Annotated in this window: 17 protein-coding genes and 1 riboswitch; of the genes, 8 read left to right on the forward strand and 9 right to left on the reverse strand. The window is 45.3% G+C overall.

Features of this window, described 5'->3' with window-relative positions; genetic code table 11:
* Positions 1–249: 249 nt before the first annotated feature.
* Together pruA and ACJA3J_RS20935 are read right to left on the reverse strand one after the other, a co-directional pair.
* Positions 250–1,797 (reverse strand): L-glutamate gamma-semialdehyde dehydrogenase, encoded by a 1,548-nt coding sequence (gene pruA / locus ACJA3J_RS20930; protein ID WP_089650621.1) that lies wholly within the window; start codon positions 1,795–1,797, stop codon positions 250–252.
* A 32-nt stretch (positions 1,798–1,829) separates the two neighbouring features.
* Positions 1,830–2,747 carry a proline dehydrogenase family protein gene (locus tag ACJA3J_RS20935; protein WP_406946342.1) on the reverse strand — a complete coding sequence of 306 codons (918 nt, stop codon included), beginning with the start codon at positions 2,745–2,747 and terminating at the stop codon, positions 1,830–1,832.
* Between the two features lie 373 nt (positions 2,748–3,120).
* Between ACJA3J_RS20935 and ACJA3J_RS20940 the strand changes: the two genes are divergently transcribed.
* Positions 3,121–3,303 carry a bacteriorhodopsin gene (locus ACJA3J_RS20940; protein WP_406945176.1) on the forward strand — a complete coding sequence of 61 codons (183 nt, stop codon included), beginning with the start codon at positions 3,121–3,123 and terminating at the stop codon, positions 3,301–3,303.
* Positions 3,304–3,424: 121 nt separating this feature from the next.
* Here the strand turns inward: ACJA3J_RS20940 and ACJA3J_RS20945 are convergent, their stop codons facing one another.
* Positions 3,425–3,859 carry a universal stress protein gene (locus ACJA3J_RS20945; protein ID WP_115893592.1) on the reverse strand — a complete coding sequence of 145 codons (435 nt, stop codon included), beginning with the start codon at positions 3,857–3,859 and terminating at the stop codon, positions 3,425–3,427.
* Between the two features lie 266 nt (positions 3,860–4,125).
* Here ACJA3J_RS20945 and ACJA3J_RS20950 point away from each other — a divergent pair, with 266 nt between their 5' ends.
* From ACJA3J_RS20950 to ACJA3J_RS20960, 3 genes are all read left to right on the forward strand, one after another.
* On the forward strand, positions 4,126–5,175 hold the full coding sequence (locus ACJA3J_RS20950) for a fatty acid desaturase (protein WP_115823065.1): 1,050 nt from the start codon (positions 4,126–4,128) through the stop codon (positions 5,173–5,175).
* Positions 5,176–5,242: 67 nt separating this feature from the next.
* Entirely contained in the window at positions 5,243–6,373 is a 1,131-nt protein-coding gene (locus tag ACJA3J_RS20955) for a sensor histidine kinase (protein WP_406945177.1), read from the forward strand.
* 2 nt (positions 6,374–6,375) lie between these two features.
* A complete protein-coding gene (locus ACJA3J_RS20960) occupies positions 6,376–6,984 on the forward strand; it encodes a response regulator transcription factor (RefSeq protein ID WP_115893590.1) in 609 nt (202 codons plus the stop codon).
* A 177-nt stretch (positions 6,985–7,161) separates the two neighbouring features.
* Here the strand turns inward: ACJA3J_RS20960 and ACJA3J_RS20965 are convergent, their stop codons facing one another.
* Together ACJA3J_RS20965 and ACJA3J_RS20970 are read right to left on the reverse strand one after the other, a co-directional pair.
* Positions 7,162–8,421: an MFS transporter gene (locus ACJA3J_RS20965; RefSeq protein WP_115893589.1), complete on the reverse strand. Its 1,260-nt coding sequence runs from the start codon at positions 8,419–8,421 to the stop codon at positions 7,162–7,164.
* 155 nt (positions 8,422–8,576) lie between these two features.
* Complete coding sequence (locus tag ACJA3J_RS20970) at positions 8,577–8,999, reverse strand: hypothetical protein (protein WP_089650627.1); 423 nt, start codon at positions 8,997–8,999, stop codon at positions 8,577–8,579.
* A 781-nt stretch (positions 9,000–9,780) separates the two neighbouring features.
* Positions 9,781–9,959: riboswitch (Lysine riboswitch) on the forward strand.
* A 121-nt stretch (positions 9,960–10,080) separates the two neighbouring features.
* Between ACJA3J_RS20970 and dapA the strand changes: the two genes are divergently transcribed.
* On the forward strand, positions 10,081–10,977 hold the full coding sequence (gene dapA, locus ACJA3J_RS20975; protein ID WP_406945178.1) for a 4-hydroxy-tetrahydrodipicolinate synthase: 897 nt from the start codon (positions 10,081–10,083) through the stop codon (positions 10,975–10,977).
* A 27-nt stretch (positions 10,978–11,004) separates the two neighbouring features.
* On the opposite strand, the gene clpP is transcribed toward dapA, so the two are convergent.
* On the reverse strand, positions 11,005–11,586 hold the full coding sequence (clpP, locus tag ACJA3J_RS20980) for an ATP-dependent Clp endopeptidase proteolytic subunit ClpP (protein WP_089650629.1): 582 nt from the start codon (positions 11,584–11,586) through the stop codon (positions 11,005–11,007).
* Positions 11,587–11,601: 15 nt separating this feature from the next.
* Positions 11,602–12,258 carry a sigma factor-like helix-turn-helix DNA-binding protein gene (locus ACJA3J_RS20985; protein WP_089650630.1) on the reverse strand — a complete coding sequence of 219 codons (657 nt, stop codon included), beginning with the start codon at positions 12,256–12,258 and terminating at the stop codon, positions 11,602–11,604.
* A gap of 165 nt (positions 12,259–12,423) precedes the next feature.
* Between ACJA3J_RS20985 and ACJA3J_RS20990 the strand changes: the two genes are divergently transcribed.
* Positions 12,424–12,609 (forward strand): hypothetical protein, encoded by a 186-nt coding sequence (locus ACJA3J_RS20990; RefSeq protein WP_089650631.1) that lies wholly within the window; start codon positions 12,424–12,426, stop codon positions 12,607–12,609.
* Positions 12,610–12,800: 191 nt separating this feature from the next.
* Here the strand turns inward: ACJA3J_RS20990 and ACJA3J_RS20995 are convergent, their stop codons facing one another.
* Together ACJA3J_RS20995 and ACJA3J_RS21000 are read right to left on the reverse strand one after the other, a co-directional pair.
* Positions 12,801–13,868, reverse strand: coding sequence for a DUF3221 domain-containing protein (locus ACJA3J_RS20995; RefSeq protein WP_406945179.1), 1,068 nt, complete (start codon positions 13,866–13,868; stop codon positions 12,801–12,803).
* Positions 13,869–14,040: 172 nt separating this feature from the next.
* Positions 14,041–15,108 (reverse strand): branched-chain amino acid aminotransferase, encoded by a 1,068-nt coding sequence (locus tag ACJA3J_RS21000; protein WP_374189694.1) that lies wholly within the window; start codon positions 15,106–15,108, stop codon positions 14,041–14,043.
* Between the two features lie 190 nt (positions 15,109–15,298).
* Between ACJA3J_RS21000 and ACJA3J_RS21005 the strand changes: the two genes are divergently transcribed.
* Both ACJA3J_RS21005 and ACJA3J_RS21010 read left to right on the forward strand, forming a co-directional pair.
* Positions 15,299–15,982, forward strand: coding sequence for a response regulator transcription factor (locus ACJA3J_RS21005; RefSeq protein WP_089650634.1), 684 nt, complete (start codon positions 15,299–15,301; stop codon positions 15,980–15,982).
* A complete protein-coding gene (locus tag ACJA3J_RS21010; protein ID WP_406945180.1) occupies positions 15,979–16,983 on the forward strand; it encodes a sensor histidine kinase in 1,005 nt (334 codons plus the stop codon). Before ACJA3J_RS21005 ends, ACJA3J_RS21010 begins: the two co-directional genes overlap by 4 nt.
* The last annotated feature ends 98 nt before the right edge of the window (positions 16,984–17,081 follow it).

The raw sequence follows: 17,081 nt of genomic DNA on the forward strand, positions 1-17,081 counted from the left end.
AAAGAAAAAGAAATATATAACCAAGGCTTTATTTATCGTGAAACAATGGTTCCCTAACAGGTATCCCTTGCTGTAATCTGAACCACAAGCATCCAATACATTGTGGGTGAATCAGGGTTTTTGCGTGGACGGCAATCGCACTGCCCATCCCCTTTTCACCACCTATCCGTAACGGAACCGAGCACAGGATAAGAAGCACCTATGTAGTATGAAAAAAGCTCCCCCAAGTTTGGGAGAGCCTTAGGCTTTTTAAAACATTTCAGAGATCGTCTTCGCTTGCATGTGAAGAGCAAGGTAGTCAGGTCCGCCAGCTTTGGAGTCTGTACCACTCATCTTGAAGCCGCCGAATGGCTGATAACCGACGATGGCTCCTGTACAGTTACGGTTGAAGTACAAGTTTCCGACGTGGAAATCATATTTCGCTTTTTCCAGGTGCTCACGATTATCAGAAATGACAGCACCTGTCAGGCCGTATTCTGTGTTGTTGGCAATGTCAATCGCTTCATCAAAGTTTCTCGCTTTTGTGAAGCAGACAACCGGTCCGAAGATTTCTTCCTGCTGCATACGGGAGTCTGGAGCAAGATCTGCAAAGACTGTCGGCTCGATGAAATATCCTTTCGAGTCGTCACCTTTACCACCAGTAACAAGGCGTCCTTCTTCTTTTCCGACCTCCATGTAGCTCATAATCTTATCATAAGCGCCCTGGTCGACGACCGGTCCCATGTAGACATTCTCTTCAGATGCATTTCCGACTGTCAGCTGCTCGGCGCGTTCTTTTACTTTTTCCAACACTTCGTCATACACATCTTCATGAACGACGGCGCGGGAACCGGAAGAACATTTCTGTCCAGAGAATCCGAATGCGGAAACAATAATGGCATCCACTGCTGTTTCAATATTCGCTTCTTTATCGACGACGACGGTGTCTTTACCGCCCATTTCGGCGATCACTTGCTTCAGGTGATTCTGACCTTCTTGAATTTCTGAAGCACGCTTGATGATGCGTGTTCCGACATCACGGGAACCTGTAAAGGAGATCAGGGCCGTTTTCGGATGATCGACAAGGTAGTCGCCGACTTCGCCACCGCTTCCTGGTACGAAGTTCAAGACACCTTTAGGTAGACCCGCTTCTTCAAGCACTTCTACGAATTTCGCGGCAATGACCGGGCTGTTACTTGCCGGTTTCATAACGACCGTGCTTCCTGTAACAAGTGGGGCGACCGTTGTACCTGCCATGATGGCAAACGCAAGGTTCCATGGCGGAATGACAACCGCAACGCCTGTGGATGTATAGATATAGCGGTTTTGCTCACCAGGACGGCTTTCTACCGGTTTTCCTTCTTTTAATTCGATCATTTGACGACCATAATACTCAAGGAAGTCAATCGCTTCTGCTGTATCAGCATCCGCTTCTTTCCAAGGCTTTCCTACTTCATACACGAGATAAGCGGAAAATTCATGCTTGCGACGACGGATGATGTGGGCCGCACGGAACAACAGCTCAGCGCGAGCACGTGGATCCCATTTTCTCCAGTCTTCAAAAGCAGTCGCTGCTGACTGGACAGCTTTTTCAGCTAAATCTTCGTTCGCTTTTGATACGGTACCTACGACCTGCTTCGTGTCCGCAGGGTTTGTAGAAGTAATCGTATTGTCTGTGCGAATGCGGTCGCCATCGATGAGAAGATCATGATGCTGCCCTAATTCTTCTTTCACTTGCTTCAGCGCTTCCTCGAAAGCTTTTTTGTTTTCTTCAATTGTAAAGTCTGTGAATGGTTCGTGTTTATAAGGCTGGACCATGATAAAATTCCCCTTTCTAATGTGTAGAAGTTTTATTTACTGAAAACACCTTTCAATGCAAAGGCGATGTTCGCTGGCCTTTCGGCGAGCCTTCTCATGAAGTACCCGTACCAATCTTCTCCATAAGGAAGGTACACTCTCACTTTGTACCCTTCTTCAAGAAGATCTTTCTGCATTTGATTCCTCATGCCGTAAAGCATCTGGAATTCAAAGCGGTCTTTCGGAATGTTGTGTTCTTCCACTAGCTTTTTCGTGTAATCGACGATCGCATCATCGTGACTTGCGACGGCTGTATAGTTGCCGTTCAGCAAGTTTTTCTTAATCAGATGCTTCAAATTATCGTCGACGAGATGTTTCTCTGGAAAAGCGACTTTGCCCGATTCCTTATAAGCCCCTTTTACAAGGCGCAAATAAGGTTGGCAATCATTCAAACGATCAAGGTCCTCATCGGAGCGATAAAGGTAAGATTGAACGACCGTACCTAAGTTCGGGTAGTCCTCTTTCAACGCCTGATAAATATCTAAGGTAGGCCCACACCGTGACGAGTCTTCCATATCAATGGTGACCGTAATGTCATGCTTTTGGGCTTCTTTCAAAATAAGTTCCATGTTTTCCATAACCAACTCGCGACTGATGTCCAGTCCAAGCGATGTCAGTTTTAGAGATACTTCCGACTGCAGCTGGTTACTCGCAATCTGTTGAATACAACGGATGCATTCGCCGGCGCGGTCTCTGGATTCTTCCTCACAGTCTACAAACTCTCCTAAATGGTCAACCGTAACGACCAAACCCTCATGGTTCAATTGCTGTATTAATGGAATTGCCTGGGAGAACGTCTCTCCCCCTACTATCTTGTCAGCCCCAAATTTACTGCCAAAGCGCTTAGCAAAGCGATCTAACAACTTATTGTTGGAAAGGTATAAGAAAAAGTTCTTACTGATGGCTTCCAAGATCACCACACCCTTTCATCATTCTCCTATTGATTCACCAAGTGGGCTCGTTAGGTGGAATGGAAGTAATAATGTTTGAACTGTTAAGAAAATTGTAACGAATAGCGCTTACATTCGGCAACGTGTAGCAAACACAAAGATAAGGCCCCAGTTTTATAGTTTAAACACAAAAGCGGCCGACCCCCGTTTATCAAAAGACTGCAGCGGGAAAAACAGTCTTTTGATTATGTTTTATGGAAATTTATGCAAGACCTGGTACGCCAGAATTTGTAAATGTCTAGTCCTCCATTCTTTAGACTAGAATGAGAGGCGATTAGATAGAAGATTGAGGTGACACGATGAGTGGTTATATTGTTAGCGAACCGCTGCTTACTTGACTGCTTTTTGGATCTGTTACCCGACCGCCTGGATCATAGGCCTTTCAGGAGCCGGATGGACACAGCAAGCTACACAAACCACAGCATTCTTCTTCCTCCCGACCCTATCCAAGTTCGGATTCACCCTTCTCGACTCGAGAGACCTTAGGCGTCTGAATCTACCTAGCGTTGATGGATGATCCCTACACTGCATAAATGGAAATATATGTATGACCTGGTCACCCAGATTATGCAAAATCTAAATTCTATAACCATAAAAAAAGAAAGCCTGAAGGGAGTTGCTTCAGGCTTTCTTTTCCTTTACTTCATGACTAATACGGGGCAGGTGGCATGCTGGACGACGTTATTGCTCACACTTCCCAATAACATCTTTTTCACTTTCCCAAGTCCACGGTTACCAACAATAATCAAGTCCACCGCTTTCTCCTCCGCATATTTACAAATACTAATTCCAGGGTTTTCTTGTACATCACTAATGATGACCTCTGTGATCACACCCACGTCAGATGAAGACAACTGCTCTTTCAACCCATCCATTTCTCCAGCAAACTTCTCTGCCATTTCATCCCCGATACTATGGGAGACCGCAGCATTTGTTGCTGGACCTGTGGGTTTAACGACGGATACGATATGAATTTCCCTATTGGGAGTTTCACACGCCTGATTCCTTGCTTCCCATACCGCTTCTCTACTCAAGTCACTCCCATCGTACGCAACGAGAATTCGTTTGGTCATAGGGGAACCCTCCAATAATAGAGTATCAATTTATACTTCCATTATATCACATTGTAAGCGTTATCTTAATGATGATCTCTTTTCTACACTAAGAGAGCGAATAACTCATTCCTATATCACCAACACTTCATTTCCATGTTCATCTCCTAAGAATAGACAAACACCCATGACAAGTGTCATATAAATGTCCTGACGTTTATGTCTTATAAAATGGAGGTTTTTTTCCTATCATAAGTAACATGAAGAAATATGAAGGAGTCGTTATTATGAACAAGGATAAACAACGAGAGTTGAAAAAAAGCGTTTCAGCCTTTGCGAAACCTGATACAAAAGCAGGCATCCGCCAATTGATCAATACAATCATCCCGTTTGTTTTATTGTGGATATTGGCCTATGCAAGCCTGTCCGTCTCTGTATGGCTTGCTGTTCCTGCCGCTATGATTGCTGGTGGATTCGTCATCCGCCTTTTCATCATCTTCCATGATTGTACGCACCAGTCGTTCTTGAAAAGCCAAAAGGCCAACCGCATCATAGGAACGATTACAGGCATTCTAACGTTGTTTCCTTTTGATAAGTGGAAACGAAGCCATTCCATTCACCATGCAACAAGCGGAAACTTAGATAAACGCGGCACGGGCGACATTTGGGTTATGACCGTGGACGAGTATGTAAAAGCATCTTGGAAAGAAAGACTCGCCTACCGCCTTTATCGTAATCCGATCGTCATGTTTGGTCTTGGACCGCTTTACTTGTTCCTTGTCTCCAACCGTTTCAACCGAAAAGGCGCCAAAAAGAAAGAGCGCATCAATACGTATGTGACAAACATTGCTGTAGTCGCCCTTTACAGTTTGATTATCTGGGCAATTGGCTGGGAAGCTTTCTTAATCATTCAAATCCCGGTCCTGTATGTTTCAGGCGTCTTAGGCATCTGGTTGTTTTATGTACAGCACCAATTTGAAGATTCTTACTTCGAAGACGAGTCAGAATGGGATTTTGTAAAAGCAGCCGTCGATGGCAGCTCCTATTACAAGCTTCCTAAAGTGCTTCAGTGGGTATCCGGCAATATCGGCTTCCACCATGTGCACCATTTAAGCCCGAGGGTTCCAAACTATGCATTAGAGGAAGCGCACGAAAAGACACCTCCTTTGAAACATGCGACGACGATTACTCTCGCAACAAGCTTTGAATCGATTCGATTCCGGCTGTATGATACAGAAAATAAAACATTCGTATCCTTCAAGGAAGTGAAACCACTTCTAAAAGAAAAGCGCGTAGCCATGCTCGATCAAAGGCAGCCAAGCTTCCAGGATGAATAAAGAAGTTGAAAGCCCATTCCCTCGAATGGGCTTTTCCTTTATGCTAAGAAAAAGGAGGTGCACCTGCATGCAGAACTGGTATCAAATCATTCCAAAAAATACAGGGCTCAGCATTTACGTTTGGATCATTTTTTGTCTGTTGCCCTTTTTCTTCATTTTCCGTTCTTCATCCATGTACGAAATGCTGTTCGGCATTCTGATGACGCTGATCTTCTTCCTCGCTTACCGGTTGTCGTTCATATCCAACAGCCGGTTCGTCTATTTATGGGTCAGTGTTGAGATGGTCATCAGTATCGTCATGACGGCCCTGTTCGGATACATTTATTTCGCCCTTTTTATTGCGTATTTCATTGGAAACATCAAACATCTCGGTGGCTTTTTATCTTTATATATCGTGCATTTAACCTCGACGTTAATTGCGATTACGACAACGTTCATTTACCAAATTGATTCTCTTTTTCCGAACCTCCCTTTCATTATCATTACGGTGATCGGGGTCATTCTCCTTCCGTTTACGGTCCGCTATCGGAGCCAACAACAAAAACTCGAAGGGGAATTGGAAGATGCGAATGAACGAATTTCGCAACTGATGGTCATTGAAGAGCGTGAAAGGATCGCGCGTGATCTCCATGATACGCTCGGACAAAAGCTTTCGATGATCGGTTTGAAAAGTGACCTCGCCCGCAAGTTAATGACGGTCCATCCGGAGAAGGCTAATAAAGAAGTGGAGGATATCCGCAACACAGCCCGGACAGCTTTGAAGGAAGTCAGGGAGATGGTATCGAATATGAAAGGGACGAAGCTCGAAGATGAAATCGTCCGCGTACAACAAATTATCGAAGCGGCAGAAATGAATTTTCAATTCGAAGGAGACCCTCAGGTAACCAATACTCCTCTGCTCGTGGAAAATGTACTCAGCATGTGCTTGAAAGAAGCAGCGACGAATATTGTGAAACACAGCGAAGCAACGACCTGCCGTGTGACCATCGAACAATCCCCGACTGAAATTCTCATCGGTATTGAAGATGATGGAAAAGGCCTCCCCGCCTCGCTGGACCCCTTTCGCGGCCATGGACTACAAGGCATGCGTGAGCGCCTCGAATTTGTGAACGGTAAACTTGAAATCGAATCAAAAAATGGTACGACACTACAATTTCACGTTCCGAACGTTATTAAAAACAAAGAAAAGGAGGAATAAGCATGATCCGTATCGTCATTGCCGAAGACCAGCGCATGCTTTTAGGTGCACTTGGGGCTCTTCTCGATTTAGAGGACGGCATGGAAGTCGTAGGTCAGGCTCAAAACGGCGAAGAAGCTTGTGAGCTTGTGAAAAAATTAAAGCCGGATGTATGCATCATGGATATTGAGATGCCTGTGAAGGATGGACTGGATGCCGCTGAAGAATTATATGAAGAGCCTTGCAAGGTGATCATTTTGACAACGTTCGCCCGCCCCGGCTACTTCGACCGCGCCCGTCGCGCCGGTGTTAGTGGTTATTTGTTGAAAGACAGCCCGAGTGAAGAACTCGCCACAGCCATTCGGAAAATCACCAACGGACAGCGCATCTTTGACCCAGAACTCGTCGACCTGGCGTTCACCCAGCAAAACCCTTTAACAGAACGTGAGCGCGAGGTGATCCAACTGATGGCAGATGGAAAGAATACAAAAGAAATCTCCCAGGAGCTCTTCATCACTCCGGGGACCGTCCGCAACTACGTGTCTGTCATATTAGAAAAATTAGAAGTCAGCAACCGCATTGAGGCGATTTCAAGATTCAAAGAAAAAGGATGGTACAAAAAATCCCGTTAATCCCCCCGTCCTACTCACTAAGATAAGGCGCGCTAGGGAATCATACGCTTTTTTCAGGGCTAGTCGTTCACCAGAACCATTCACAATCCATAACTCTTCCTGAAGAAAAAACCTCGCCTTTTAATGAGCGAGGTTTCTGTATTCTGCCCTCCCTTTCATAAGTCGTAGGCTTGTTTTCTATTCAATCTCCCTCAACTCTTTAAACCTAAAGAAAATAAACGCAGAATACAAGGTTACTAAAATCGCACCGACTGCCATAATGTGATGGATGGAAACGCCGAATGCTAAAACACCTGATGTTAAGGCGTAGCTGACAGGGATCAGTCCCATGGAAGCGAGCGAAATGAGCCCCATCACCCGTCCTAGCATCTTCTCTTCAATTAAACTCTGAATAGCAGCAATGAATGGAATGTTTGATCCCGATAAGGCGAAACCAAAGATTCCAAGACATAATATACTCATCCAAAGTTCTGTCGTGAAGCTAAGGCCTGTAAATGCTATCCCTGAGATAACGAGCGCGATGATGCCAATTTTCCCGCGGTTCTTTTTCACATTCAACACACCGACCACAATCGAACCAAGCAGCATCCCCACAGCCAAACCTGCTTCAAGAAAGCTGAAACTCATCGCGGTCCCTTCCAGAACGGTCTTCACAAATAACGGAAGCCCCATCGTTAAAGGTCCGACTAAAAAGAGGTTCATAAAAATCGTCGTTAAAACGACAAGCGAAATGACGCGGGAATTTTTTACGTAGAGCAGTCCTTCCTTAAAATCATCCCAAAACCTTTTCTGTTCCTCTGACCCTTCTTTCACTCTGGGTACACGCATGAAGAAAATCAAAGCACTTGCCACAATAAGCATGACCGCTGTTGTTGCAAACACAATTTCATAGTTTCCAAAAGCAATGATGACCCCGGCAAGCATAGGAGCGAGGATGAACGAAGTCTGGTTGGTCATCTGGATAATCGAATTCCCTCTTGTCAGATTGTCTTTATGAATGATTGAAGGAATGACGGCACTTTCCGCTGCCCAGAAAAAAGCATCCAGAATACCGAAGAAAAAAGCAAAAGTCACAAATGTCCATAACGTAATTCCACCGAAAATAAACCATACGACAAGGCCGACGAGAAGCAGCCCACGAATAAAATCAGACAAGAACATGATCTTCGCCTTATCAAAGCGATCCGCCACCGTTCCACTGATAATCATAAAAAGCACCCGTGGAATACTAACAGCGATATACAGAATGCCAAGTGAGGCCTCTAAACCTAAGACATTGACGACATACCAGCTTTGTGAAAAAAGAAAAAAAGAAATACCAAAACTTGATAAAAGTGCCGCTCCCCAAAGCAGCAAAAAGTTTCGATTCTTGAATATGGATGGAATCTCTCTCGGTTCCGTTTCTGATTGTTGCAACGCTATTTCATTGACTGCCATATGAATCACACCTTCGTTTATTATTGGTTGATTCCATTGTATAAAAGGTCGATGCCAGCAACGATATGCCACAGAATGATTCTCCATCCGTCTCGAGACTGATATTTCCCCACCTATGTAAAAAGAGGTTTGCCCTTTACAAACCTCTCGGATGATCAGCCGCCCATGTATTGACTGCGGCAACGATTAATACAATTGAAATACGCTTGGTCATTAGATCCAAACTGTGCGGCACAATTGTTGATACAAGCCCGGTACAGATCGTGTTGGCTTTGTCCTGGTGGTGTAAATGGTCCTCCCCAGGAACCTCCGGGTTGGAATCCACCATTGTACCCGGGCGGCAGACCACCAGGGCCTATCCACTGACCTGGAACGGAAGGTTGCGGCTGCCAACTCCCACCGCCTGGACCTCCCCACGGAAATGGTTGCTGCCACTGCCCGCCAGTACCGCCGCCCCAAGTGCCTGGAGGGAATAATCCGCCAAAACCTCCTCCAGCTCCCGGGTTAAACATTCCACCACCGCCGAACACGATCCGATCCTGATTCCCGTTACTATAATAACTTGGATATTGATTCATCCGATCCGTCCCTTCTAAAAAACTCATACACCATATACTAAGAACCCCACCCCCAAATCGTGCCTATCCCCTCCAATTCTCTTCATGTAAGAATTGCTCCCTACACTGGAAAACTCAGTTTCGAGACTTTTGATGAGCGGGTCGGGGCTTCGGGGGATGACTCGCTTTCCGCGGAAGCGTCAAGAGCCCCTCCCAAAGGTCTACGGAGTAAGCCTTGCATGGTTGGAATAAGTAATGACGAATTCCTGGCCATGGATACGGGGGCAGGGAAACGACGGTTTGCAGTGCTTTGAATCAGTACGTAGAAAAACAAACACGTCCGGATTTCCTTCCGCTTTTCATGCGGACGTTTCCCAGCCCCTGTTCCCTCGCCTTATTCGTGCAGTTGCTATGGTAGAAGCTACTATATCGGGTGATTCATCAGCACTTCACCACCAAAATCTGCAGGTTACTTTAAGAGGGATTTCGAAAACCTCATTCGGCTAGGGGCGGAGGGGAATAGGGAGACTCCTGTGGGAAAAAAGTGCATGGTGAAACCCCGCAGGACGCAGTCCGAGGACGCTCACCGCGCTCCCGCGGAAAGCGAGTTATTCCCCGCAGCCCCTATCCTCTCAACTAAAGTCTCGAAATCGAGTCTTACACATTCCTGCCAGATAGCTTAAGATAAGAATCTCAGAGATTTTGTCGAATCGTTTGTTCCCTTGTCTTTCCACTTGTAATATGGATACTTTTTTGATAATCTTTAACTAACTAAATATTTTCTTATTTCAAATGATTTTGAAGTAAGGATAGAGGTGCAATGACATGAGTACACTTGTCGGAGGAGAATGAGCTCCTGAGATGAAGGTGGAAAGGGGAAATTGCCGAAGCGAAAGGGATCTCATATCCCTGATGCTGGTTCTGCTGCTTAACAAGTACAGGACTGTCATATAGGAAACTATATGGAGGGCTATCTTACGCAGGAACGGTTTAAAAGTTTCTACGGCAGCAGCGACGCCCTCGTTGTTGCCGTTTTTATTTTGACTGCCGTAGCCCTCACAACCTCGAACGTATTCAAAATTCTAAACAAAGGTGTGAGGTTATGAATTTCGGCCAAGTATTAACAGCAATGGTGACCCCTTTTGACAGCGAAGAAAACATTGATTTTGATGCAACTCGAGCGTTAGTCAACTACTTGATTGAAAACGGTTCGGATGCCCTGGTCATTGCAGGAACAACTGGTGAATCACCAACATTGACGACAGAAGAGAAAGTGAGCCTCTTCAAATTCGTTGTTGAAGTGGTTGACGGAAGAGTTCCTGTCGTTGCAGGTACCGGATCCAACAACACGAGAGCGTCCATCCGTTTGACTGAAAAAGCTGAGGAAGTCGGTGTCGACGCCGTCATGCTCGTGACCCCTTATTACAATAAACCAACTCAAGAAGGTCTTTACCAGCACTTCTCTACGATTGCAAAATCTACATCGCTTCCCGTGATGCTTTACAACATCCCAGGAAGAAGCGTCATCAACATGGAGCCGGCGACCGTCATTCGCCTATCTCAAATCAAAAATATCGTTTCCATCAAGGAAGCAAGCGGCGACCTTGATGCGGCGACGGAAATCATTCGTGAAACGTCCGATGACTTTTCTGTTTACAGTGGCGAAGACTCCAATACGCTTCCATTCGTATCCATCGGAGGTACAGGAATCGTCTCCGTCTCCTCCCACGTGATCGGAAATGAAATGCAGCAGATGATTCAAAGTTTCCGCGAAGGCGATTTTGCTTATGCCGCCCGTCTTCACCAAAAGCTTGTTCCTGTTATGCATGCCATCTTCTCTGCACCAAGCCCGTCTCCGGTTAAAGCGGCCCTTCATGCTAAAGGTGTGGAGGTCGGTGGTGTCCGTCTTCCCCTCCTGCCGCTTTCCGAAGAGGAAGAAAAGCATGTTCTCGGCGAACTTGAAAAAGTACAACCGAAAGAAGCCCTCACGGCTCCATAAGAAAAACCGCCCATGCCGGGCGGTTTTTTATTTTTTGTGAACAATCTCATCAATGATTCCGTATTCCTTCGCCTCTTCCGCACTCATAAAATAATCACGGTCGGTATCCTCTGCCACCTTTTCCACAGGCTGCCCGGTCCGTTCGGCGATGATTTCATTAATGTGCTGCCTCAGTTTGATAATTCGTTTCGCTGATATCTCTATGTCAGCCGCCTGTCCGCGAGCTCCTCCAAGTGGCTGGTGAATCATGACTTCACTATTCGGCAGAGCATACCGCTTTCCTTTTGTACCCGCCAATAAAAGCATCGCTCCAAAAGAGGCCGCTATCCCCGTACAGATCGTCCGCACATCAGGCTGGATATACTGCATCGTATCCAGAATGGAAAAACCAGCAGTCGTCGATCCTCCTGGGCTATTGATATACAAAGAGATGTCTTTTTCCGGATCATCCGCTGCAAGGTATAAAAGTTGGGCGACGATGCTGTTGGCCATGTGATCGTTGATTTCTTCACTTACCATAACGATCCGGTCTTTCAAAAGTCGGGAGTAGATGTCGTAGGACCTCTCCCCTCTGCTTGTCTGTTCAATGACATAAGGAATCGTATTCATCGGATTTTCCCTCCTTTATGCTGCTAAAGAGAGGACGTTTAAAGGTGAAGCTGGTCGCTGATTTCTGGAAGCAGGTTTGAGGAGAATCGGAATTTTTTCAATCAATAACGTTGGATCCTGAATGGTGAGCGTTCTGACCAATGTTTGGTAGAGAAGATCGTCTTCTGAGCGGGTTCGCATCATTTGTAGCCTTTCCGCTTCGGGACACCTGTGCAGATTATCCCTCGCACGCTTCAATAACGCTTTAACTGCTGTTTCCTTCATTTGAAGCAGTTCTGCAATCTCTGCAATTTTATAATGAAAAGCTTCTTTCAAAATAAATGTAAGCAACTGCTTCACCGTCAATTTCTCTAACAGGAGTTGAACCAAGGTTTCATCGACAGTCTCTTCTTTTTTTACAAAGTCATCCGCCGGCCTCTCCATCAAGGGTTCCTTTTTCTCCATGCGTTTTTGATCCACCCAAACATGGTAGGCGATTTTTTTAAGAAGAGCTGGTCTGATTTCCCCTGCATCATAATGCTCACACGCCCTTGCAACCGACTCCTGGGCAAGGTCTTTTCCGTCCCATCCATCGCGCGTTAAGAAAAGACAATAGCTTAAAAGCTTATCATAGTCCTTCTCGATCTCCTCAAGACCAAGATTCCCAACGGGATTACTTGTATTTAGTTCCACCTTTCACACTCCTTTCGACCTCTCACAGCTATAACGGAAAAATCCATGAAAAAGATACGGGTGTTTCTATTATTTTTATTCTATTGTGGTCGTCTAAACCCCTTTGGTTTAAAAAAGGTTAAGGTTAGCAATATTCGGTTAGAGGATAGAAAAAGGAGGGGTGCGATGTTCACTCGGAGGAACCAGAAGAAAGACATCGCCCGGTTTGTTTTTCTTCTCGTCGTCATCATCATAAGTCCTTTTCTCCATGCGACATTCGATTGGTTTGTGAGTCTTGCCATCGTTTTCTTTCTTTACTTTGTCCTGATGTTCCTGGTGAAACACTTGAACAAAAAAACAAACGAATATTAAAAAAAGCCTCAGGCACCAAACCTGAGGCTTCCCTTTTATACTTCCACTGTCCAACCATAGCGATCTTTTCTTTTTTTCCCTCCCATGTGATTGTATTATAAAGTTCTTGAAGATTGATGTTTGGCAAGCCTCACTGATGAGGTAGCAGTGAAGGGCTTGCACAAAGAAATGTAGCACCGAATACCTTTTTCTCACTCATCTTTCACTTGAATCTCTACCATTTCTTCTTCAACTGTAGTTTCAAATAAGACTCCCCATTGATCATGATCTTTGTTGTATTCAATTTCCCTTACACTCAAATACTCACTCTCGTGTGAGGGGCTTTGAATCTTTTCTTTTGCTTGGTCTACCGCTTTTTTAATTGCTGCAGAGGTTTTCATGTCTGCCCCCTCTGGTTGGGAGTCTTTTAAAATTTCCGTTTCCATGGCTCCCGCTTGTGCAGGAAGAGACTCCATCACATTAGTATAAGAAACGTTCACATGATCACCTACTTTTACTGCATCTGGACGATTGCTAAACCAAATCATATCAACAAGCATTTCATTTCCTCTGACTTCAGTCACGTATCCTTCTAATTGGCTCGGCTCATTTACTTGAACAGCAATTTCTACTTCAGCATTTTCATTCAGAAGCTTGAGTTCTTCTTCCGTTAATTGTTCTGTGACCTCGATCTTCAATTGTTTGGAAGGTGTACACGTCCCATACCCCCACAATTTATTTTCAATAGAAGAACCATCTAAAATTCCAGATAACGCATCGTGTTGTTCTCTGAGCTCATTTGCCGAAATTTCCACTTTTTCAGTATGAATCGCATTCTCATTGAATTTTTGTTTGATTTCCTTCACCGTTTTCATAAAAGATTCTTTTACTTTCTGCTCTTCTTCTGTCAACTGGTCTTTGAATTGAAGAATGATGGTTCCCTCAACCATATACATGTCACCTATGTTCCTTAAATCATCTAACGTGTAGCCTTTTTCAGAAATACTATCCCTGAAGAATTCCTGCCGTTTAGATTGGAGAGGCGTCACTTGTAACAAATCTGGATTACGTTCTTTCATTTCGTCTGACATTTCACCCACATCATACAATTCTTTCTCTTCCGCTGATAATTCATCAAATGTCTGCCCGTCATATGTTGGCTCTGGACAGGCGTCCACAATCATTTCATAACTTTCTTTATGATCGGCACTCATAGATTTGTTTTTCTCTTGAGGTGGTTCGGATTGACTGCACGACGATAACAAAAGCAGCGCGAACAACAAAATACCCCCAATATCTTTTATCTTTACCGCCCCCTTTTGTATAAGTAGTCGCTAAAAAATGGAAAACGTTACAGGGTTTGAATGTCCCTGTCTCACCACTATAATGCTTTAGCGTAGTGGTTTTCAGATATCAAAAAAAGCCTCAGGCATCAATACCTGAGGCTTCCCTTTATACTTCCACTGTCCAACCATAGCGATCTTCTTTTCTCCCCCGCTGAATCCCTGTGATCGTATCATAAAGCTCTTGCGACAAGGCACCGATTTCGTGGTCGTTGATGACCATCTTTTTGCCAAGCCAGTTTAATTCACCAACCGGAGAAATGACGGCCGCGGTGCCTGTTCCGAAGGCTTCCTCGAGCTTGCCGTCTTCATAAGCCTGGTACAGTTCATCAATAGAAATCCGGCGCTCGTTTACAGGAACCTCCCATTTACGCAGAAGTTCTAGAATTGACGTACGCGTGATCCCTTGGAGAATGCTTCCACTCAACGCTGGAGTCACGATTTCCCCATCGATTTTGAAAAAGATGTTCATACTGCCGACTTCCTCAATGTAGCGTTTTTCCACCCCATCAAGCCATAGGACGTCGTTGTTCCCTTCTTCTGCAGCTTTCGCTTGTGCCTGGTAGCCGGATGAGTAATTGCCGGCAGTTTTCGCCATGCCTGTTCCGCCTTTGACGGCACGTGTGAATTTGTCTTCCACGTTGATCGTTACCGGCTTGATGCCACCTGAGAAATACGGGCCGACCGGTGATAAGATGATCATCAGTTTATACGATTTGGACGGAGCCACCGCAAGGTTCGGTTCTGTCGCAATAATAAATGGTCGTATGTAAAGGGACGTTCCTTCAAATGCAGGGACCCAATCTTTTTCAAGCTGGACCAATTCTTTCAAATAACCGAGTACTTCTTGTTCATCGACCGGCGGAATGCTCAAGCGGTCACTCGATAAGTTCAGTCGCTCAAAGTTCTTCTCAGGACGGAAAAGAAGCACGCGGTTATCATCGGTTCGGTATGCTTTCAATCCTTCAAAAACGGTCTGTCCATAATGGAAAATCATCGCGGCAGGATCAAGCGTGAGCGGTTCATAAGGGACGATCCGCGGTTCATGCCAGCCTTTATTCTCTTCATAGTCCATCACAAACATGTGATCCGTGAAGGTGCGTCCGAAAGGAATCTTTTCACTCTCTGGTTTGGCTTTTTTATGGGTTGCTTCGACGATGTTCAATGACATTTTCATGACTCCTTTTCTATGGTGGTCTTTGAATATTAGTATCCATTGTACGCCCATCCTCTTCTTTTTTAAAGAGGATTTGACGCAATGGTCAAAATATTTTTACTACACTACCGCTTTTTCGTAATAAAATGCGTAAGTACCTGTACATTTGCTATACTGATAAAAGGTAAAATACGGAAAGGTGGTGTCCCCTTTGTTCAAATTGCTGTTAATTGAAGATGACCGTACCCTTTTTCAGGAGATGGAAGAACGTCTTTCGCAGTGGTCGTATGAAGTCCACGGCATCAGTGACTTCAGCCGGGTGATGGAAGTATTCACGGATGTCGATCCCCATCTTGTCATCATCGACATTCAGCTTCCGAAGTTTGACGGCTTCCACTGGTGCCGGTTGATCCGTGAACATTCCAATGTCCCGATCATCTTCCTGTCCTCGAGGGACCACCCGACAGACATGGTGATGTCAATGAACCTTGGTGCGGACGATTTCGTACAAAAACCGTTCCACTTTGATGTGCTGATCGCGAAAATCCAGGCGATCCTTCGTCGAGTTTATAACTACAATACCGATCAAAATGAATTGAAAACGTGGCTCGGTGCAACCATCGACTATGAACGAAACCGGGTCTCGAATGACGATGGAACCGTCGACCTTACGAAAAATGAAATGCTCATCTTAAAGCAGCTGATCGAGAAAAAAAGCAAAATTGTCAGCCGTGAGGAAATCATCCATCGCCTGTGGGAAGACGAACGGTTCGTCAGTGACAACACCCTCACGGTCAACGTCAATCGACTGCGCAAAAAGCTTGCAGAACTTGGACTTGGTGATGCCATTGAAACGAAGGTCGGTCAAGGGTATGTCGCGAGGGACGAGTCATGATTCTGAAATTCCTGGCTGAACGAATCAGTTGGATTCTGCTGATCGTGATCCTCCAGCTGCTCGCCTTGTTTGTTGCGTTCGTTGATCAGACCGTACCGCTTTCGTCCATGCTCTACTACATATTGTTATCAGGACTTCTCGTCATCCTTTTCCTTTTCATCCGCTACCGCAAAGAAACCCGCTTCTATACGGAACTGGAAGAGCGGGACAACGACCTTGACTTGACGACATTCCCTGAAGCGGACAGTCCTTTTGAAGCGGTAATTGAGACAAATGTGCGTGATCAGATGGAACGGTTGATGCAGGAAGCTTCCCGTAACCAGAGTCTTCTCGAACAGGAAAAAGACGAGCTGTTATCATGGATTCATGAAGTGAAAACACCCATGACTGCAATGCGGTTGATTATCGACCGTATCGATGACTTCAAGCTGAAGTCACAGCTAACCTTCGAGTGGATGCGTATCCACCTGCTTCTTGATCAGCAGCTGCATCAGAAGCGGATTCCTTTTATCGAAAACGACCTTTATATAGAACAAGTGGAGCTTGAGCCGCTGTTATTCAATGAGATCAAATCGCTACGGTCATGGTGCATGCAAAAAGGGATCGGCTTTGATATTGATCTACAAGCTGAAACCGTGCTGACAGATGCGAAATGGTTCGCATTCATATGCAGACAGCTAATGACGAATGCGATTAAATACAGTGAGAAATCGGAAATTACCATCGCAAGTACGGAAGAAGCCGGCCGCGTAAAGCTTACGATCCAGGATGAGGGGCGCGGCATCGACCCGAGGGACCTCCCACGTATTTTTGAAAAAGGGTTCACTTCAACGACGGAACATCAGGATCAATCCGCTACCGGCATGGGCCTTTACTTGACTGACCGGATCCGAAAAGCGTTGAAGATTGACATCGATGTGGAATCCGAACTCGGAAAAGGCACAACCTTCACCCTCAGCTTCCCAAAACCGAATGAATTTACGAAGCTTGGGAGCATGTGACGAAACTGTCACATGCTTCCGTCATTTTGTTAGATGATTCGAAGGAAAAAGACTTCGATTGGTTCTACAATAAAGTCATAGAATGAAGGGGGTAACGA

The sequence above is a fragment of the Halobacillus sp. SY10 genome, assembly GCF_045401165.1.
Classification (GTDB): Bacteria; Bacillota; Bacilli; order Bacillales; family Halobacillaceae; genus Halobacillus; species Halobacillus aidingensis.

What these genes read in the sequence shown, in the direction of transcription:
- clpP (WP_089650629.1), bottom strand. Translation starts at nt 11,586, where the DNA reads ATGAATACGATTCCTTATGTCATTGAACAGACAAGCAGAGGGGAGAGG.
- ACJA3J_RS20950 (WP_115823065.1), top strand. Translation starts at nt 4,126, where the DNA reads ATGAACAAGGATAAACAACGAGAGTTGAAAAAAAGCGTTTCAGCCTTT.
- ACJA3J_RS20970 (WP_089650627.1), bottom strand. Translation starts at nt 8,999, where the DNA reads ATGAATCAATATCCAAGTTATTATAGTAACGGGAATCAGGATCGGATC.
- ACJA3J_RS20960 (WP_115893590.1), top strand. Translation starts at nt 6,376, where the DNA reads ATGATCCGTATCGTCATTGCCGAAGACCAGCGCATGCTTTTAGGTGCA.
- pruA (WP_089650621.1), bottom strand. Translation starts at nt 1,797, where the DNA reads ATGGTCCAGCCTTATAAACACGAACCATTCACAGACTTTACAATTGAA.
- ACJA3J_RS20945 (WP_115893592.1), bottom strand. Translation starts at nt 3,859, where the DNA reads ATGACCAAACGAATTCTCGTTGCGTACGATGGGAGTGACTTGAGTAGA.
- ACJA3J_RS20955 (WP_406945177.1), top strand. Translation starts at nt 5,243, where the DNA reads ATGCAGAACTGGTATCAAATCATTCCAAAAAATACAGGGCTCAGCATT.
- dapA (WP_406945178.1), top strand. Translation starts at nt 10,081, where the DNA reads ATGAATTTCGGCCAAGTATTAACAGCAATGGTGACCCCTTTTGACAGC.
- ACJA3J_RS20965 (WP_115893589.1), bottom strand. Translation starts at nt 8,421, where the DNA reads ATGGCAGTCAATGAAATAGCGTTGCAACAATCAGAAACGGAACCGAGA.
- ACJA3J_RS20990 (WP_089650631.1), top strand. Translation starts at nt 12,424, where the DNA reads ATGTTCACTCGGAGGAACCAGAAGAAAGACATCGCCCGGTTTGTTTTT.
- ACJA3J_RS21010 (WP_406945180.1), top strand. Translation starts at nt 15,979, where the DNA reads ATGATTCTGAAATTCCTGGCTGAACGAATCAGTTGGATTCTGCTGATC.
- ACJA3J_RS21000 (WP_374189694.1), bottom strand. Translation starts at nt 15,108, where the DNA reads ATGAAAATGTCATTGAACATCGTCGAAGCAACCCATAAAAAAGCCAAA.